Annotated in this window: 18 protein-coding genes; 13 read left to right on the top strand and 5 right to left on the bottom strand. The window is 47.7% G+C overall.

Going from position 1 to position 14,040, the window contains the following annotated elements; genetic code table 11:
* Positions 1 to 83 precede the first annotated feature (83 nt).
* From ppsA to ACKRDP_RS06695, 10 genes are all read left to right on the top strand, one after another.
* Complete coding sequence (ppsA, locus tag ACKRDP_RS06740) at positions 84 to 2,639, top strand: pyruvate, water dikinase (protein ID WP_409154010.1); 2,556 nt, start codon at positions 84 to 86, stop codon at positions 2,637 to 2,639.
* Positions 2,636 to 3,499: a type IV pilus biogenesis protein PilM gene (pilM, locus tag ACKRDP_RS06735; protein WP_409154009.1), complete on the top strand. Its 864-nt coding sequence runs from the start codon at positions 2,636 to 2,638 to the stop codon at positions 3,497 to 3,499. The genes ppsA and pilM overlap by 4 nt, the downstream gene beginning before the upstream one ends.
* Positions 3,496 to 4,146, top strand: a complete 651-nt coding sequence (locus ACKRDP_RS06730) for a hypothetical protein (RefSeq protein ID WP_409154008.1) — start codon at positions 3,496 to 3,498, stop codon at positions 4,144 to 4,146. The genes pilM and ACKRDP_RS06730 overlap by 4 nt, the downstream gene beginning before the upstream one ends.
* A 3-nt stretch (positions 4,147 to 4,149) precedes the next feature.
* Complete coding sequence (locus ACKRDP_RS06725; protein WP_409154007.1) at positions 4,150 to 4,890, top strand: hypothetical protein; 741 nt, start codon at positions 4,150 to 4,152, stop codon at positions 4,888 to 4,890.
* The gene (locus tag ACKRDP_RS06720; RefSeq protein WP_409154006.1) at positions 4,887 to 5,120 is read left to right on the top strand and encodes a hypothetical protein; all 234 of its coding nucleotides are present in this window, start codon (positions 4,887 to 4,889) and stop codon (positions 5,118 to 5,120) included. Before ACKRDP_RS06725 ends, ACKRDP_RS06720 begins: the two co-directional genes overlap by 4 nt.
* The gene (locus tag ACKRDP_RS06715; protein ID WP_409154005.1) at positions 5,117 to 7,096 is read left to right on the top strand and encodes a type II secretion system protein GspD; all 1,980 of its coding nucleotides are present in this window, start codon (positions 5,117 to 5,119) and stop codon (positions 7,094 to 7,096) included. The genes ACKRDP_RS06720 and ACKRDP_RS06715 overlap by 4 nt, the downstream gene beginning before the upstream one ends.
* A 16-nt stretch (positions 7,097 to 7,112) precedes the next feature.
* Positions 7,113 to 7,379 carry a hypothetical protein gene (locus tag ACKRDP_RS06710; RefSeq protein ID WP_409154004.1) on the top strand — a complete coding sequence of 89 codons (267 nt, stop codon included), beginning with the start codon at positions 7,113 to 7,115 and terminating at the stop codon, positions 7,377 to 7,379.
* Positions 7,376 to 7,507 (top strand): hypothetical protein, encoded by a 132-nt coding sequence (locus ACKRDP_RS06705; protein ID WP_409154003.1) that lies wholly within the window; start codon positions 7,376 to 7,378, stop codon positions 7,505 to 7,507. The genes ACKRDP_RS06710 and ACKRDP_RS06705 overlap by 4 nt, the downstream gene beginning before the upstream one ends.
* Before the next feature lie 205 nt (positions 7,508 to 7,712).
* Positions 7,713 to 8,036 (top strand): type II secretion system protein, encoded by a 324-nt coding sequence (locus ACKRDP_RS06700; protein ID WP_409154002.1) that lies wholly within the window; start codon positions 7,713 to 7,715, stop codon positions 8,034 to 8,036.
* A 55-nt stretch (positions 8,037 to 8,091) separates the two neighbouring features.
* Positions 8,092 to 8,400, top strand: a complete 309-nt coding sequence (locus ACKRDP_RS06695) for a type II secretion system protein (RefSeq protein ID WP_409154001.1) — start codon at positions 8,092 to 8,094, stop codon at positions 8,398 to 8,400.
* 151 nt (positions 8,401 to 8,551) lie between these two features.
* On the opposite strand, the gene ACKRDP_RS06690 is transcribed toward ACKRDP_RS06695, so the two are convergent.
* The 5 genes from ACKRDP_RS06690 to ACKRDP_RS06670 form a co-directional block, all read right to left on the bottom strand.
* Positions 8,552 to 10,063, bottom strand: coding sequence for a hypothetical protein (locus ACKRDP_RS06690; RefSeq protein WP_409154000.1), 1,512 nt, complete (start codon positions 10,061 to 10,063; stop codon positions 8,552 to 8,554).
* Positions 10,064 to 10,068: 5 nt separating this feature from the next.
* On the bottom strand, positions 10,069 to 10,896 hold the full coding sequence (locus tag ACKRDP_RS06685) for a PilW family protein (protein ID WP_409153999.1): 828 nt from the start codon (positions 10,894 to 10,896) through the stop codon (positions 10,069 to 10,071).
* Positions 10,897 to 10,906: 10 nt separating this feature from the next.
* On the bottom strand, positions 10,907 to 11,236 hold the full coding sequence (locus ACKRDP_RS06680; protein ID WP_409153998.1) for a type IV pilus modification PilV family protein: 330 nt from the start codon (positions 11,234 to 11,236) through the stop codon (positions 10,907 to 10,909).
* Positions 11,233 to 11,697 (bottom strand): GspH/FimT family pseudopilin, encoded by a 465-nt coding sequence (locus tag ACKRDP_RS06675; RefSeq protein WP_409153997.1) that lies wholly within the window; start codon positions 11,695 to 11,697, stop codon positions 11,233 to 11,235. The genes ACKRDP_RS06680 and ACKRDP_RS06675 overlap by 4 nt, the downstream gene beginning before the upstream one ends.
* 67 nt (positions 11,698 to 11,764) lie before the next feature.
* Positions 11,765 to 12,235: a pilus assembly FimT family protein gene (locus ACKRDP_RS06670; RefSeq protein ID WP_409153996.1), complete on the bottom strand. Its 471-nt coding sequence runs from the start codon at positions 12,233 to 12,235 to the stop codon at positions 11,765 to 11,767.
* Between the two features lie 43 nt (positions 12,236 to 12,278).
* Here ACKRDP_RS06670 and ACKRDP_RS06665 point away from each other — a divergent pair, with 43 nt between their 5' ends.
* The 3 genes from ACKRDP_RS06665 to tpx all read left to right on the top strand — a co-directional run bounded on the left by ACKRDP_RS06665 (position 12,279) and on the right by tpx (position 14,010).
* Positions 12,279 to 12,815: a Uma2 family endonuclease gene (locus ACKRDP_RS06665; protein ID WP_409153995.1), complete on the top strand. Its 537-nt coding sequence runs from the start codon at positions 12,279 to 12,281 to the stop codon at positions 12,813 to 12,815.
* A complete protein-coding gene (locus ACKRDP_RS06660) occupies positions 12,815 to 13,357 on the top strand; it encodes a Uma2 family endonuclease (protein WP_409153994.1) in 543 nt (180 codons plus the stop codon). Before ACKRDP_RS06665 ends, ACKRDP_RS06660 begins: the two co-directional genes overlap by 1 nt.
* 143 nt (positions 13,358 to 13,500) lie before the next feature.
* On the top strand, positions 13,501 to 14,010 hold the full coding sequence (gene tpx / locus ACKRDP_RS06655) for a thiol peroxidase (RefSeq protein WP_409153993.1): 510 nt from the start codon (positions 13,501 to 13,503) through the stop codon (positions 14,008 to 14,010).
* Positions 14,011 to 14,040: the final 30 nt, after the last annotated feature.

The raw sequence follows: 14,040 nt of genomic DNA, 5'->3' as shown, positions 1-14,040 counted from the left end.
GATAGCCCTGGGAATACCTGTGAAAAACCCTAAAAAACTTGAAAATTTCTTAAAACTTGAAAATTTCTTTGCGGAGGTAAGGCATGAAGCATCTTGTCTGGCTTGATGAAGTGGGCATTGAGGACATACCACTGGTAGGGGGCAAAAACGCCTCTCTTGGTGAGATGATAAGAAACCTGTCCTCTCTTGGTGTAAACGTGCCCTATGGCTTTGTGGTCACCTCTGAAGCCTATTATGAATTCATAAGGTATAACCACCTTGAAGAGGAGATAAGAAAAATCCTGCGTGGGCTTGACCCAAAGGACGTGGTGGACCTTGCAAAAAGAGGCCATCAGATAAGAGAGCTCATAAAGGGTGGAGAATTTCCAAAGGAGATTGAAGAGGGAATAAAGACATACTATCAGAGGCTTTCGGAAAGGTATGGCTCCTTTGCCGTTGATGTGGCGGTGCGTTCTTCAGCCACTGCAGAAGACCTGCCTCATGCCTCCTTTGCAGGACAGCAGGAAACCTACCTGAATGTGGTGGGAGCGGAGAACGTGCTCACTGCGGTAAAGAATGGCTTTGCCTCCCTCTTTACCGACAGAGCCATATCCTACAGAGAATCCTTTGGCTTTGACCATTTCAGGGTTGGCATAGCCATGGGAGTTCAGAAGATGGTCAGGTCAGACATGGGTGCCTCTGGTGTAATGTTCACCCTTGACACAGAATCTGGCTTCAAGGATGTGGTGGTAATAAATGCCTCCTACGGACTTGGAGAGCTTCTGGTGCAGGGCATGGTAACCCCAGACGAATATATGGTCTTTAAGCCCACACTTCAGGCTGGATACTCGGCAATAATTGAGAAAAAGCTCGGAAGGAAGGATAGAAAGATGGTCTACGGCACAGGACAGGAGAGGGTAAAGGTGGTAAATGTATCCCTTCAGGAGCAGAAGCAGTTTGCCCTCTCTGACGACGAGATTCTTCAGCTTGCCAGATGGGGAATTCTCATAGAGGACTACTACTCAAGAAGGAACGGAAGGTGGATGCCCATGGACATAGAATGGGCAAAGGATGGTATCCTGAACCAGCTCTTTGTGGTGCAGGCAAGACCGGAAACGGTCCACTCAAGAAGGGAGGAGAATATTCTCAAGGTTTACAAGTTCACTCAGCCCATAGAGGAAAGAATCAAGAAGAGAATCGTATACGGCATTGCCGTTGGTGACAAGATAGCCCATGGAAAGGTAAGGGTCATACATGACCTTAAGGATGCAGGGCAGTTTCAGGAAGGGGAAATACTGGTTACCGACATAACAGACCCAGACTGGGAGCCCGTAATGAAGAAGGCTATGGGCATAATAACCAACAGGGGTGGAAGAACGGCCCATGCAGCCATAGTGGCAAGAGAGCTGGGAATCCCCGCCGTGGTTGGCACCCACAAGGCAACGGAGATACTCAAAACGGGCATGGAAGTGACCCTCTCCTGTGCGGAGGGTGAGATTGGTTATGTCTATGAAGGTTATGTGCCCTTTGAGGTGGAGGAGATAAACCTTCAGAACCTGCCAAGGACCAGCACCAAGATAATGATGAACGTGGGCAATCCTGAGTCTGCTTTCAGATATTCTTCTTTGCCCAACGACGGTGTTGGTCTTGCAAGAGAGGAGTTCATAATAGCCAATTACATAAAGGTCCATCCCCTTGCCCTTCTGCACTATGGAGAAATAAGAGAGCTCTACCAGGATCTCAGAACGCAGGGTCTTTTGGATGACAGGGGCAACGTGAGTATGGGCGTAATATACAGGTATGCAAAGCCACCGCTGTCTGAAAAACTTGCGAAGGGCAAGGACAGGAAGCAGGTCAACCTTCAGAAGCTCATAGAAGACATAGAAAGCCTGACCTTTGGATACGAGGACAAGGCCCAGTATTTTGTAAAGAAGCTCTCCTACGGAGTTGCAAAGATATCCTCCGCCTTTTATCCCAACCCCGTTATAGTTAGGTTTTCAGACTTCAAGTCCAACGAATACAGGGGGCTCATAGGTGGTGAGCTCTTTGAGCCGGAAGAGGAAAACCCCATGCTGGGCTGGAGGGGTGCTTCAAGGTATTACTCTGAGGTATACAAAGAGGCCTTTGGTCTTGAGTGCCAGGCAATCCTTAGGGTCCGTAACAAGATGGGCTTGACAAACACAAAAGTTATGATACCATTTTGTAGAACACCCGAGGAGGGAGAAAGGGTGCTTAAGGTGATGGAGGAATATGGACTGAGGAAGGGGGAGAATGGTCTTGAAGTTTATGTGATGGCTGAACTTCCAAGCAACGTCATACTTGCAGACAGGTTTGCAGAGATATTTGATGGCTTCTCCATAGGTTCCAATGACCTCACACAGCTCACCCTCGGACTTGACAGGGATTCGGGTCTTGTTGCCCACCTCTACGACGAGAGGAATGAGGCGGTAAAGAGGTTCATAGCCCACCTGATACAGGTTGCCAAGGAAAAGGGAAGAAAGGTGGGAATATGCGGCCAGGGACCTTCAGACTTTCCTGAGTTTGCCGTCTTTCTTGTGGAGCAGGGTATAGACAGCATATCCCTGAACCCAGACTCAGTGCTAAAAACCATGCTTGTGGTTGCCGATGCAGAAAACAGAATGAGGGAGATGGTGCCATGAACATAAGCCTTGCCTTTCCGCCCATACTGGGGGGAGTAAAGACCGTTGTTGGCATGCACTTTACAGACAGGGTTATAAGGCTACTGGAGCTGGGAAAGGATAGAAAGCCAGCATCTGAGCCTCTTGAGGTAAGCCTTGAGGGGAGGGATAAGGAAAGGGTGCTGAAGGAGCTTGTTCAGAGGCACGGACTTTCTGGCAAAAGGGTAGTTGCCTGCATACCCGTCAACGATGGGCTTCTCAAGTTCTACAAGTATCCCACAGCCATGAGTAAAAAAGACCTCCAGAGTGCCATAGAGTGGTCTATAAAGAGAGAGCTCTCCGCCATGAAGGAGGAAACCTACTATGACTACTTTATACTCGAGCCGAGTCCAGGAGACAAACAGATTGGTGTTGTCCTTGTTCTTTCACGCAAGGAAACCGTTGAAGGAATAAGAAACATGCTCCAGTCTGCGGGTCTAAAGCTCCATTCACTGGACTATGAGGTGGTGGCCATCATAAACTATGGACTCTATCACAGGCTTCCTGTGCCCTTCTCTGTTCTTTACATTGATTACAACTACTCCATACTCACCACCTATTCACCCACCAACATAAGCTACTACGTGACCTACTGGAGCTTTTCAGAATTTCTCAAAAGCAGAGACGAGGAATCTCTTGAGAGCTTCTTTGCTGAGATAAGAAACATAGTTGTCCTCAACGACCTCTCCAGCATGTATGTGGCAGGACCCATAATTGCAGAGGAGGAAATGCTTACCAGAATAATGGAAAACCTTCCCATACTGGGGCTTCTGGACCTTGAGGGGGTTAAGCCAAACTTCTTTATTCCGTATATACTAAGTATAAGGGGGATGGAAGGATGATTAAGATAAACCTTGCGAGGGTGAGGAAAGAAAGACCTGAGAAGGCTGTAGCCGTAGACATCGCAGCCATCAGAAGACTGAGGCTTCGGGACCTATTCAAGGCGGGCGGCGAGTATTACGCAGGGATTGTGCTCTGGATTGGAGTTGTGGCAGTTCTTGGATACTACTGGAAGGTAAATCAGGATGTGGATGCCCTAAAAGCTGAGCTTAACAGGCTGAACGCAGAGAAGGTAAAGCTTCAGACAGAGGCAAAGAGGTTTCTTGATGAGAAAAAGGCTGTGGAGGAAAGAATAGCAAGAATAAAGAAGGAGATTCAGGATATTGAGAGGAGTAAGGATATAATTCTTGGGCTGAAATCTTACTACGAACCTTTCAATTCGGGCTTTCTCTTCTACACCTCTTACGTGCCAAAGGCTTCATGGGTCAGCTCTTACAGGCAGAACCTTGACCTGGACAGGCAGATGCTCGTAACAGAGCTTGAAGTTAATTCCCTTGACTACAACAGCCTCAGCAACTACGGTAAGACCCTCGGGACAGGCTCTCAGAGGGTAATGCTCACACAGTTGGAGAGAAAACTCAATCCCCATGGTTTTGAATACTACAGCATAAAGCTGAATACAGAGAGAGAGCTTCAGGAAGGGAGGTAAGATATGGAGAGGCTCGTAGCACAGCTTAAGGCGCTTCCACCGTGGCAGAGGTACGCCATTCTTATATTAATACCCCTTGCTCTCATTCTCTATCTCTGGTTTATGATGGTCACGCCGGCTCTTGATGAAAGAAGCAAGCTTGAGATGGATGTTAGGAATCTTAAGGCGGATATAGAGAGGATAAAGGCTGGTATAGACCCAAAGATAATGGAGGGTTTGAAAAGGCAGGAGGAGGATTTGAGGGCAGAATACTCAAAAAAGTATGAGGAGCTCATTAACCTTGTGGGTGAAATACCCACGGAGAAGGACATGGGTATCGTGCTCAGAAACATAGGTAACATAGCCAGAAAAAGCGGAGTGCTCATACTGGGGATGCAGGTTACAAAACCTGAAAAGGTTGAATACTACCTGGCTCAGGATGCGGAAAAGAAGCTCGTAAAGGAGGTTCCAAAGCCAAAGGAGGGTCAGCAGGCTCAGCAGCAAGCCCAGCAGCCTGCACAACAACAGCCTGCACAACAGCCCGTACAACAGCCTCAACAGAAAGTGGAAAGCGTGGCTTTTCTCAGAAGTGAGCTGAAGCTCTCCCTGACCGGGGACTACAGAGGGGTCAGAAACTTCCTTGAAGGGCTCAGAAAAGAGGGTATAATATCCTACCCTTCCAGCCTCAACCTCATCAACGAAGGCAACAGGGTCAGGACAGAAATAAACCTTTATTTACTCATAAAGGAGGGAAAGGAGCTATGAGAAAACTTATTATTACTCTTCTTTCCATAACAGGTCTCTCCTATTCTCAGCAACCCTTTCAGAGCCTTGAGGGTGCTGTGGGCTACATAGTGGTGGAAAGGGGTGGAAAGGTTGAAAACTATGTGGTTGTTGAGGGCAAGGACGGTTCTGTAAGAACGGTAAAAGTGGACAAAAATCCCGCTCAGTTCATGAAAAAGACCGAAGAACCAAGGGAAGGAGGTAGGAAATGAAAAGGTTGCTGAGTCTGCTGACTGTTCTTCTTTTTGTAAGTCTCTCATACTCCCAGACCATAAGGGAGATGAGGTTTGAGAACGTGAAGTTAGAGATAGTCCTCAAGGCACTTTCTGAAGTTTCGGGCATGAACATAATATTTGACCCTGCCATATCTCAGGAGCTTCAGAAGACCGTGAGTGTTGCCATATACAGACCTGTACCGGTCGGCGAGGCTATGAACATAGTTCTGAAAACCCACGGGCTTATAGCCGTGCCAGCAGACACGAAAGTTTTCAGGATAACGAAGGCAGGAGACATAACCTTTGATATAGCTGGCTATACAGATACACAGGTAAAGGAACTTATAGACCTCCTGAAGGCAAGAGTGAGCCCCTCCGCAGAAATTGTCATAGACAGGACACTCAAAAAGGTCTTTGTGAGAGACGAAATCTCAAAGATAGAACAGCTCAGAAAACTTCAAAAGGATATTGAAAGGGCAAGCCTTCGGGCGGAGGTAAAAGAAGAATACATCACCAGAGTCTTTTACATAAGAAGGGACATATCCTACAAAGACATATCAAAGGCCCTTCAGGAGCTAAAGATAAAAGACATGACCATAACTGAAGCTCCAGAATTCAACGCCCTTATAATTTCAGCCCGCAGGAGCGACCTTGAAAGGGTGGAAAAAGCCCTTGAAAAGTATGTAATGGATACAAGAATAGAAAAGCCCATTCTTACAAAAGCTCTTTATGTAAAGTATGTGCCTGCGGATGAATTCAGAAGGATAATACAACCAATGCTATCAGAAGTAGGCGAGGTCTACATTCTTGGAACTGGTATTGCGGTAACAGTGGCTGAGGAGAGGGAGCTAAGAGAGCTCCAGCAGAGGGCACAGGCAATAGCGGAGAGGCTCAGAGAAGCAACCCCTGAGGAAAGGACGCTGCTTCAGCAACAGCTCCAGCAACTTCAGCAGAGACAGCAGGAGATTCAGAGGGTGCTTCAGGCACCTGCGGGACAGAGGGGTGACAGCGTGCGTATAGGTGACAGATTTCCAGATTCTGAGGATTTGGCAAGAATAGGACCTGAATACAGAAAAGACAAGTCCGCAAGGGTAATATTCCAGAATGCGGTCATAGTGAGAGACTATGCGGACGTGGTATACAGAGTTATGGAAAGGTACAGGGACATTGTCTCAGAACAACCACTTCAGATAAAGATAGAGGCAAGGGTTGTGGAACTCTCTTCCAGTGCGGTGAGGGAGCTTGGTATAAACTGGAACGCTCTTCTCTCTCAAGCAAGGGTGCCTCAATTCTGGAGTGGTGGAGGTGGCTCCAATCTGGGAATAGGTGTGTCTCCAGCGCCTGGAACGCTCTTTGGAGTACCTCAATATCTCTCTCCGGGTCTTTCCACAACTCCCGGTGGCATACTCGCCTTTACCTTCCAGAGGGGTATTCTGAACGCACTAAACCTGAGACTTTCCGCCTACGAGCAGGTGCAGAAGGCAAAGACGCTTTCAAAGCCTGTGGTAGTAACACTGAACGGAGAGCCTGCAATAATACAGAGTGTTCTTGAATTCCCTATCAGAAGAGTCACAGTGGTGCCCGGTGGAACAGCTACAGTGGACATACAGTACAAGAGAATACCGGTTTACCTTACCGTGACACCTGTTATCCTGCCCGAGGGTAATCTCATGCTGGATATAACCATTAACAAGTCTGAAATAGTCAAGCTTGAACAGATACAACTTGAGACGGGTTCTGTTTTTGACATACCCACTGTCCAGAGCCAGAGGGCGGACACAAAGGTGATAGTAAAAGATGGAGACCTCGTAGTGCTCGGGGGACTTGTCAAGGCGTTGGACAAAACCACAGAAAGAGGCATTCCTGGTCTCATGAGAGTTCCCTTCTTCAGGTGGCTCTTTATGGAGCAGAGGACGGAGAAAGAGGATTCTGAGCTTCTTATCTTTATACAGCCCACCCTTATAAGCCAGTAGGGGCTTATATTTATAGGTGGAGGATGCGGTGAACCTGACAGAGGTTGTAACCATCATCTCTGCTATAACTGTGGTTGTTGGCATAGCGGTAAGTCTGCTAAATAAGAGAATAGAAGATACCAACAGGCGTATTGACGAGCTCAGGCAGGACATGGACAGGAGGTTTACAGAACTCAAGCAGGACACTGACAGGAGGTTCACGGAGCTGAAGGAAGAGATACGGGAGATTCGTTTACTCCTCTACAAAGTCCTTGAGGTGCCTCACAAGGAGGAAAAGGAATGAACCTCACAGAGGTAATAACCATAATATCTGCCATCACTGTAGTAGTAGGTATTGCAGTGAGCCCGCTGAATAAGAGAATAGACGATACCAATAGACGAATTGATGAGCTCAGGCAGGATATGGACTGAAGGTTTACAGAACTAAAGGAGGAAATAAGAGAAATCCGTATGCTTTTATACAAAGTGCTTGAGGTTTCCCACAAGGGGGACGTGGAGTAGCCCTTTTTCGTGAAATTTTCGTGAAGTCTCTTGACATATCTCATATGCGGAGTAAACTATTATCATCCTCCGAATGCCCGGGCAGGGGAGGAAATACTCTAAAGGAGGGTTTACCATGAGAGCAATCTACGAAGCGACCGCAAGGTCAGCAAAGGCAAACAGGGGTTTCACCCTGATTGAGCTTCTTGTGGTCATAGCCATCATAGCCATACTTGCAGCCATAGCCATACCAGCCTTCAACCAGTACAGGGAAAGGTCACAGAAGGCAGCAGCCATAGCCAACGCAAGACAGTGCCTCACAGCCTATGCAGCAATTGAGGCAGGTGTAAGCACGCAAGTTCCAGCCGGTTGTCAAGGAGATGTAACCTCTTGCACCTGCACTGTAGGACAGCAGAGCGCTACATGCACAGTCGCTCAGGGCGGAGTGAACTGCGAGTAATATGAATCTTTCCTAAGCCCCCATCCGGGGGCTTTTTTGCTTTTGGGGGTTGAAAATGAGAACGGCGAGGGGTTTTACACTCGTTGAGCTTCTTGTGGCAATTGCCATTCTTGTTGTTCTTGTTTCCATTGCCATCGCCTTTTTTGGAGATGCCATAAGAAAGTCCTACAGGGCTTCTGCACTGGCTAATGCCAGAGTCTGTCTGTCGGAATATTCAGCTTCAACAGTAGAAAACGACCCATACACTCCACCTGCAGGTTGTACTCTTTCTGCTGATGGCTCATCCTGCACCTGCACAGTTTCTGGACTTGTGGGTTCAGTTACATGCACCCTCGGTGATGGCGGTTCTGTGAGCTGTCAGTAGGTTTGATTCTAAATAATCTATCTAAAACCTGCAGGTTTCCTCCCTTTCTTTTTCAGGATATACAGAAGACAGGGACTGATTCTTGATGACTATTAGCCTGGTCTGGGATGGGTCTGAAGAATATAAGGGACCGCAGAGGGTCCCGTGCCTTTCAGTAGGTGGTGGTCTTTGTCTGAATGAAGGGCACTCCAGCGGTCACGTTGGCACAGAGCGGTGGTTTCACAAAGCTGAACATGTTGCTGAGGTTCCTTACGACCTGAGAATTGAACCATATTTCAAAGTTACCGCTTATGTCTATCCTGTTGTTGGCGTTTTGACCTGTTGAATTGACTATTAACATCCCGTTTATGTCAAAGGTTCCATTTCCAGAACCTATGGAGAACTGTCTGCTGTTGCTGGTTGCGAAAACAAGACCGTTTATCTCCGCCGTGCCATTCCTGCTTATGACCATGTTGTTGTCGGTTATTATGAGAACAGGATTCTGTTCGGAACCGAGAGCACTCTGTGAGTTGAGGTCTATGTAAAAGCAACCGTTTGCTGGCGGGTCTGAACAGCTCGTGGCATTCCCTCCGCCAGTGTATAAAAGACCGCCATTCCATCTTATGTTCCGGTCATTCAGATGGATGTTGTACGCAAAGACGTTTACATTGTTGACCCTAAGACCATTTCCACCATCTTCCACTCTGCCACTCGCAACAAGCGTTAGATTCTGGCCGTTTACTGTTCCATTTCCAAGGTTTACGTTGCTGGCCGAGACTACACCTCCACCGGTGAATGTTCCAGAAAAGCTAAGATTTGCGTTGTTTCCAAGGTTTACCCTTTCACATATGGCCTGGGTGGCGTTGCCCTGTCTTTTTTCGTAGGCGGTGCCGTTCCATACAAAGCTTACAGCGTTATTTCCAGAGCCACAGGATATTGTGTTTCCTGAGGCAGTGCAACTGCTGAAGTTGTTGTTAACGCATTCCTGTGGAAGTCCGGCGGTTGAGAGGCTTGGTCTTCCATCGGTTGCAAAGCTCACTCCGAAGTTTCTTGATAAGAGGTCAAGAAGCTCAGCTCTGTTTCTTGCTCCGTCAAAGACATCTCTTGTCAGGTCCGTTCCAGGGGGAAAGGCGCTGGGTACATAAGGGTCCACAAGGGCTGTTGTTCCTCGCGGGTTATTCGGACATCTCTGAACCTCGTTTTCTCTTGGTGGGTTCTGCACCAGATTTCCTGTCAGAAGAGCCGACGTCCTGCACTGTTCTTCACAGCTGGCTATTGCTCCGGAGCCACCAAGATTTATGCCATCAAGCTCTAAAAAGTTGGCGGCTCCAAGGTTTGCATAGGTCCTTGCTGTGAGCACAGCAACCTTGACCACCCTTGCGTTTCCAATAGTTGCCCTTGACCACACAAAACATGCACCGCCCGCATCAGCTGTCTGAACCTCTACGCTTGCACCGTTGTAGTTCATTGTTCCACCAATGTTTGCACATTCAGCGCCATCAAATCTTCTTCTTGTTGCCTCCATTATTCCTGCGTTCGCAGCCTTTTCTGCAAGATGCCATCTGGATTCAGAGGTTATGGACCTAAAGCCCATCTCCGTCATATACATGCCCGCCATACCCATGATAAGCACCACAACCGCTATCACGAGCGTTGTGGCAAGAGCAAAGCCTTTTTCTCTCATGGCTATCACCTCCCGTAATACCTTGTTATCTGATACTGCCTGCCGTCTGCACTGAGGAAGGTGGCATCCACCCTGACAGACCTGCCCTGAGCCTGCACGCTGAAGTTCTGAACCCTTCCTATTCGGACTGCGTTCTCGTTATCCGTGCAGTTGCCAGCCATGTCCACCCTGTCCATCACGAGCCAATCACCATCCATACGTATGGTGATTCTGTGTGGCACACGGGTTATGTAGTCCCCGGCTCCCAGGTTGACATTGTTCCCCAGGTTTGCAGGTATGCTTACCGTATTCATACCCGTCATACAGTCTGGCTGATTCAGTGAGCCCCCAAGAGAGACCACTACAGGTCGCCCGTTGTTATCATATCCCGGCTTTATTCTTGCGTTGTGCCATACATAATAGCAGTTCTGATTTGCCCCGGTGTTTAGCCTGCAACTTATCACAGTTGCGTTGTTACCGCTTACGGCTCTTACAAACCCTATTCCGTAAAGGTTGGCATAAAAGGTCACCGAGCTACCTGCAATGTCCATACACATGGGGTCCTGTGGTGGATACTGGTTGTTGCAGGGGGGTATGAGATTGGGGTTTATGTTGCATACGTTGTTCTGGTCTGTAGTGTTTCCAGGGCAGGGTACTCCAGCCCCCCATCTTGAGAAAAGGAACTCAAGGGTGGTTATAGCATTCCTTACATCCTCGCTCATCTCAGAAACATCCCTGTTCCCCCTGAAAGCTCTGTTTGAGCCTATGAACATGCTTGCCACTGCGCCAAGTATGATGGTAGCAACCACTATGGCTACAAGAAGTTCAACGAGAGATATACCTCTGTTTTTCATGACATTCACCTCAATCAAATCTGCACACTATATCTGTAAGACTGAAGCTCCTGCCCTCAGCGGATGCTGTTGCGGTCACAGTGCTACAGGAATTGATACGGGGATTACAGCTTCCACTCACGCTGATTGATACATTAAAGCGATTGCACTGTATGTTGCCCACAGCGTTTCCACCTCTGCATGCTTCTATGGCTGAGCTCGCCGCCTGCACTAAACAGGTCTGAAGTATGTTCTGCCTGTTGTATATACCGAAGAAAGTAAGAAGCCCTGCTATGCCCACGGCAACTATAAAGGTTATGAGCACCGCCACAAGACCTTCCACGAGAGTAAAGCCTCTCATTGACATGACCCCCTTACTATTGATGGGCCAAAGCCCCTTATGGTGTATCTTACGCATCTTCCTGTATCTGTTCTTCTCACATCTACTGTGGCATCAGAGGTGTTTATGGCGAGACCCCTCGGGTCAAACCCGGTAACACCATTAGCGTTTATCTGCACAAATTGGGCGTCAGACTCTGCAACACTTACACTTCTTACTACATCTCCACCACATGTCAAGTTTCTTGATACTCCAATATTATAGACGGCAATTCCATTTCCTGATTGACATATGCTTGTGTTTACACCCCTTTCTATTGCAACCATTCTTGCCCACTTGAGGGTGCTTTCTACCTGAAGCACGTATTCCTGATACTTGTAAGCTCTGTAGTATTCCCTTACAAAGGGTATGGCTATGCCCGCAAGAATGGCGATGATAGCCACCACTATGAGAAGTTCTATGAGGCTAAAGCCCTTTTTCATCTCCACACCTTCCTTGCACATTTAGTTTAAGGCTACGAAAGATACTCTGCGTGAAGGCATCGTGAAACTACTGACAGTTGGTTCCAGTGCATGTTCCCCTTCTTATAAGCCCCCTTAGAGGCTGTAAGGTGTAGCATTCACATCGCTCAGTATCAGTTCGCCTGACGAACACGGTGCTGCTAAATATGGCAAATCCTCTCGGGTCAAAGGCTGAGCCTCCACCCGTGGCATTCAGTTGGACAAAGTTGTCCATTATCTCCACTTTTCTCATCCCATCTCCGTTGCATATGCCAGACCTCCTTGTCCCCATATCGTGAAGGGTGAGCATGTTGCTCTGCACGCATATGCCCACATTTATGCCCCTTTCCATGGCTATGAGTCTTGCCCACTTTATGGTGCTTTCTACCTGAAGCACATACTCGTTATATTTGTATGCCCTGTAGTACTCCCCCACGAGGGGTATGGCTACGCCCGCAAGTATTGCCACTATAGTAATTGCTATAAAAAGCTCAACGAGACTTAACCCTCTTCTCCCCATGACTGCTTTACCTCCAGAGCTTTTACGGCTTATATTTTAATACATGAAAACAAAAAACAAACTCACAGCTGAGGAATTTTTCAAACTCTACCCGGAAGAGAGTAGAGTGGAGCTTATTGAAGGGGAGGTTTACGAAATGCCGGCACCCAACTTTAAGCATCAGCTCATAGTGGTAAGGATACTCTCAGCTCTTCTGAAGCACCCAGAGGCAAGGGACAGAACAGTTCCATCACCCATTGATGTGGTACTTTCAGAGACCCTCGTTCTCCAGCCCGATATAGTTTACGTGTCTGACCCTTCAAAGGTAAGAGACAGAATATACGGCTCTCCAGACCTTGTGGTGGAGGTAGTGTCTCCTTCAACCTTTAAAAGGGACATAACCGACAAGATGAAAATTTACGAAAAACACGGAGTGAAAGAATACTGGCTCGTGTTTCCCTTAGAGAAGACCATAATGGTCTATACGCTCACAGAAAAGGGTTATGAGCTCTTTTCTTATGCCACAGAAAAAGGAAAGGTCAGGTCAGGGGTTCTTGAGGGCTTTGAGCTGGAAGTGGAGGAGGTGTTTGGAGGGTTGTGATGGAGGCAAAGACAAAACTGACCGCTGAGGAGTTCTTCAGGCTATATCCGGAAGAGTCCAGAGTAGAGCTTGTTGAAGGGAAGGTCTATGAGATGCCAGCACCGAGCCTTATACATCAAGAAATTCTGATGAGGATTGCTTCTGCCATGAAGTCTTTCGTGAAGGAAAGGACTTACGGTAATGTGTTTGTGGCTCCGGTTGATGTTGTCTTCTCGGAAAATACAGTGCTTCAGCCGGATGTGGTATGGGCAAGGGAATTCTCCTTTTCTAGCCCGAGAATAGACAGGGTGCCAGAGCTGGTTGTTGAGATAGTCTCACCTTCCACAATCATAAGAGACCTGACTGATAAAATGAAAATATACGAAAAGAGCGGGGTACAGGAATACTGGCTTGTTCTGCCACTTGAAAAGGTTATAATCGTTTACACACTTACATCAGAAGGTTACAGGCTCTATTCGTCAGCAACAGATAGAGGAAAAGTCCAGTCTAAAGTTCTCGAGGGTTTTGAGCTTGCTGTAGAAGAAGTTTTTGAAGGGTTTTAAGGACTTATATCTTCAGACCCGTCCAGCCCTTACACATAGCGTAGCCAAGAGCCTGAATTCCGCTTCTCCAGTTGATATAAATCATTATGAGAAGCCTTTCACAGCCCTTAAAATAAGAGCAAAACCCATAAGGAGGTAAAATCATGGCACAGACTGTTAACCTAAAGGGCAATCCCGTTGCTCTGTGTGGACCTGCTCTCAAGGTGGGAGACGATGCCCCTGTGGCATACGTAGTTACAAAAGACCTTCAGGAGATAGCTGTGGGAGGTCCCGGCGATAAGGTGCAGGTCATAGTCACCGTTCCATCCCTTGATACCCCCGTGTGTGAGACGGAGACAAAAAAGTTCAACGAGCTCATGGCTGGTATGAACGGAGTTGCGGTATGCGTCATATCCATGGACCTGCCCTTTGCACAGAAGAGGTTCTGCGAGAGCTTCAACATAGGCAACGTGGTGGTGGCTTCTGACTTCAGATACAGGGATATGGAAAAGTATGGCGTCCTAATATCTGAGGGTGCCCTCAAGGGCATTCTTGCAAGGGCTGTCTTTGTAGTGGACAGGGAGGGCAAAATCGCCTACATACAGCTTGTGCCCGAAATCACTCAGGAGCCCAATTACGATGAGGTGGTCTCAAAGGTAAAGGAACTTCTCTAATACTTTAACATGGGGGCTTCTGCCCCCATC

Origin of the sequence: Pampinifervens navoyensis (assembly GCF_046159715.1) — a bacterium.
Classification (GTDB): Bacteria; Aquificota; Aquificia; order Aquificales; family Aquificaceae; genus Pampinifervens.
This window is presented reverse-complemented; position numbering and strand designations above follow the sequence as displayed.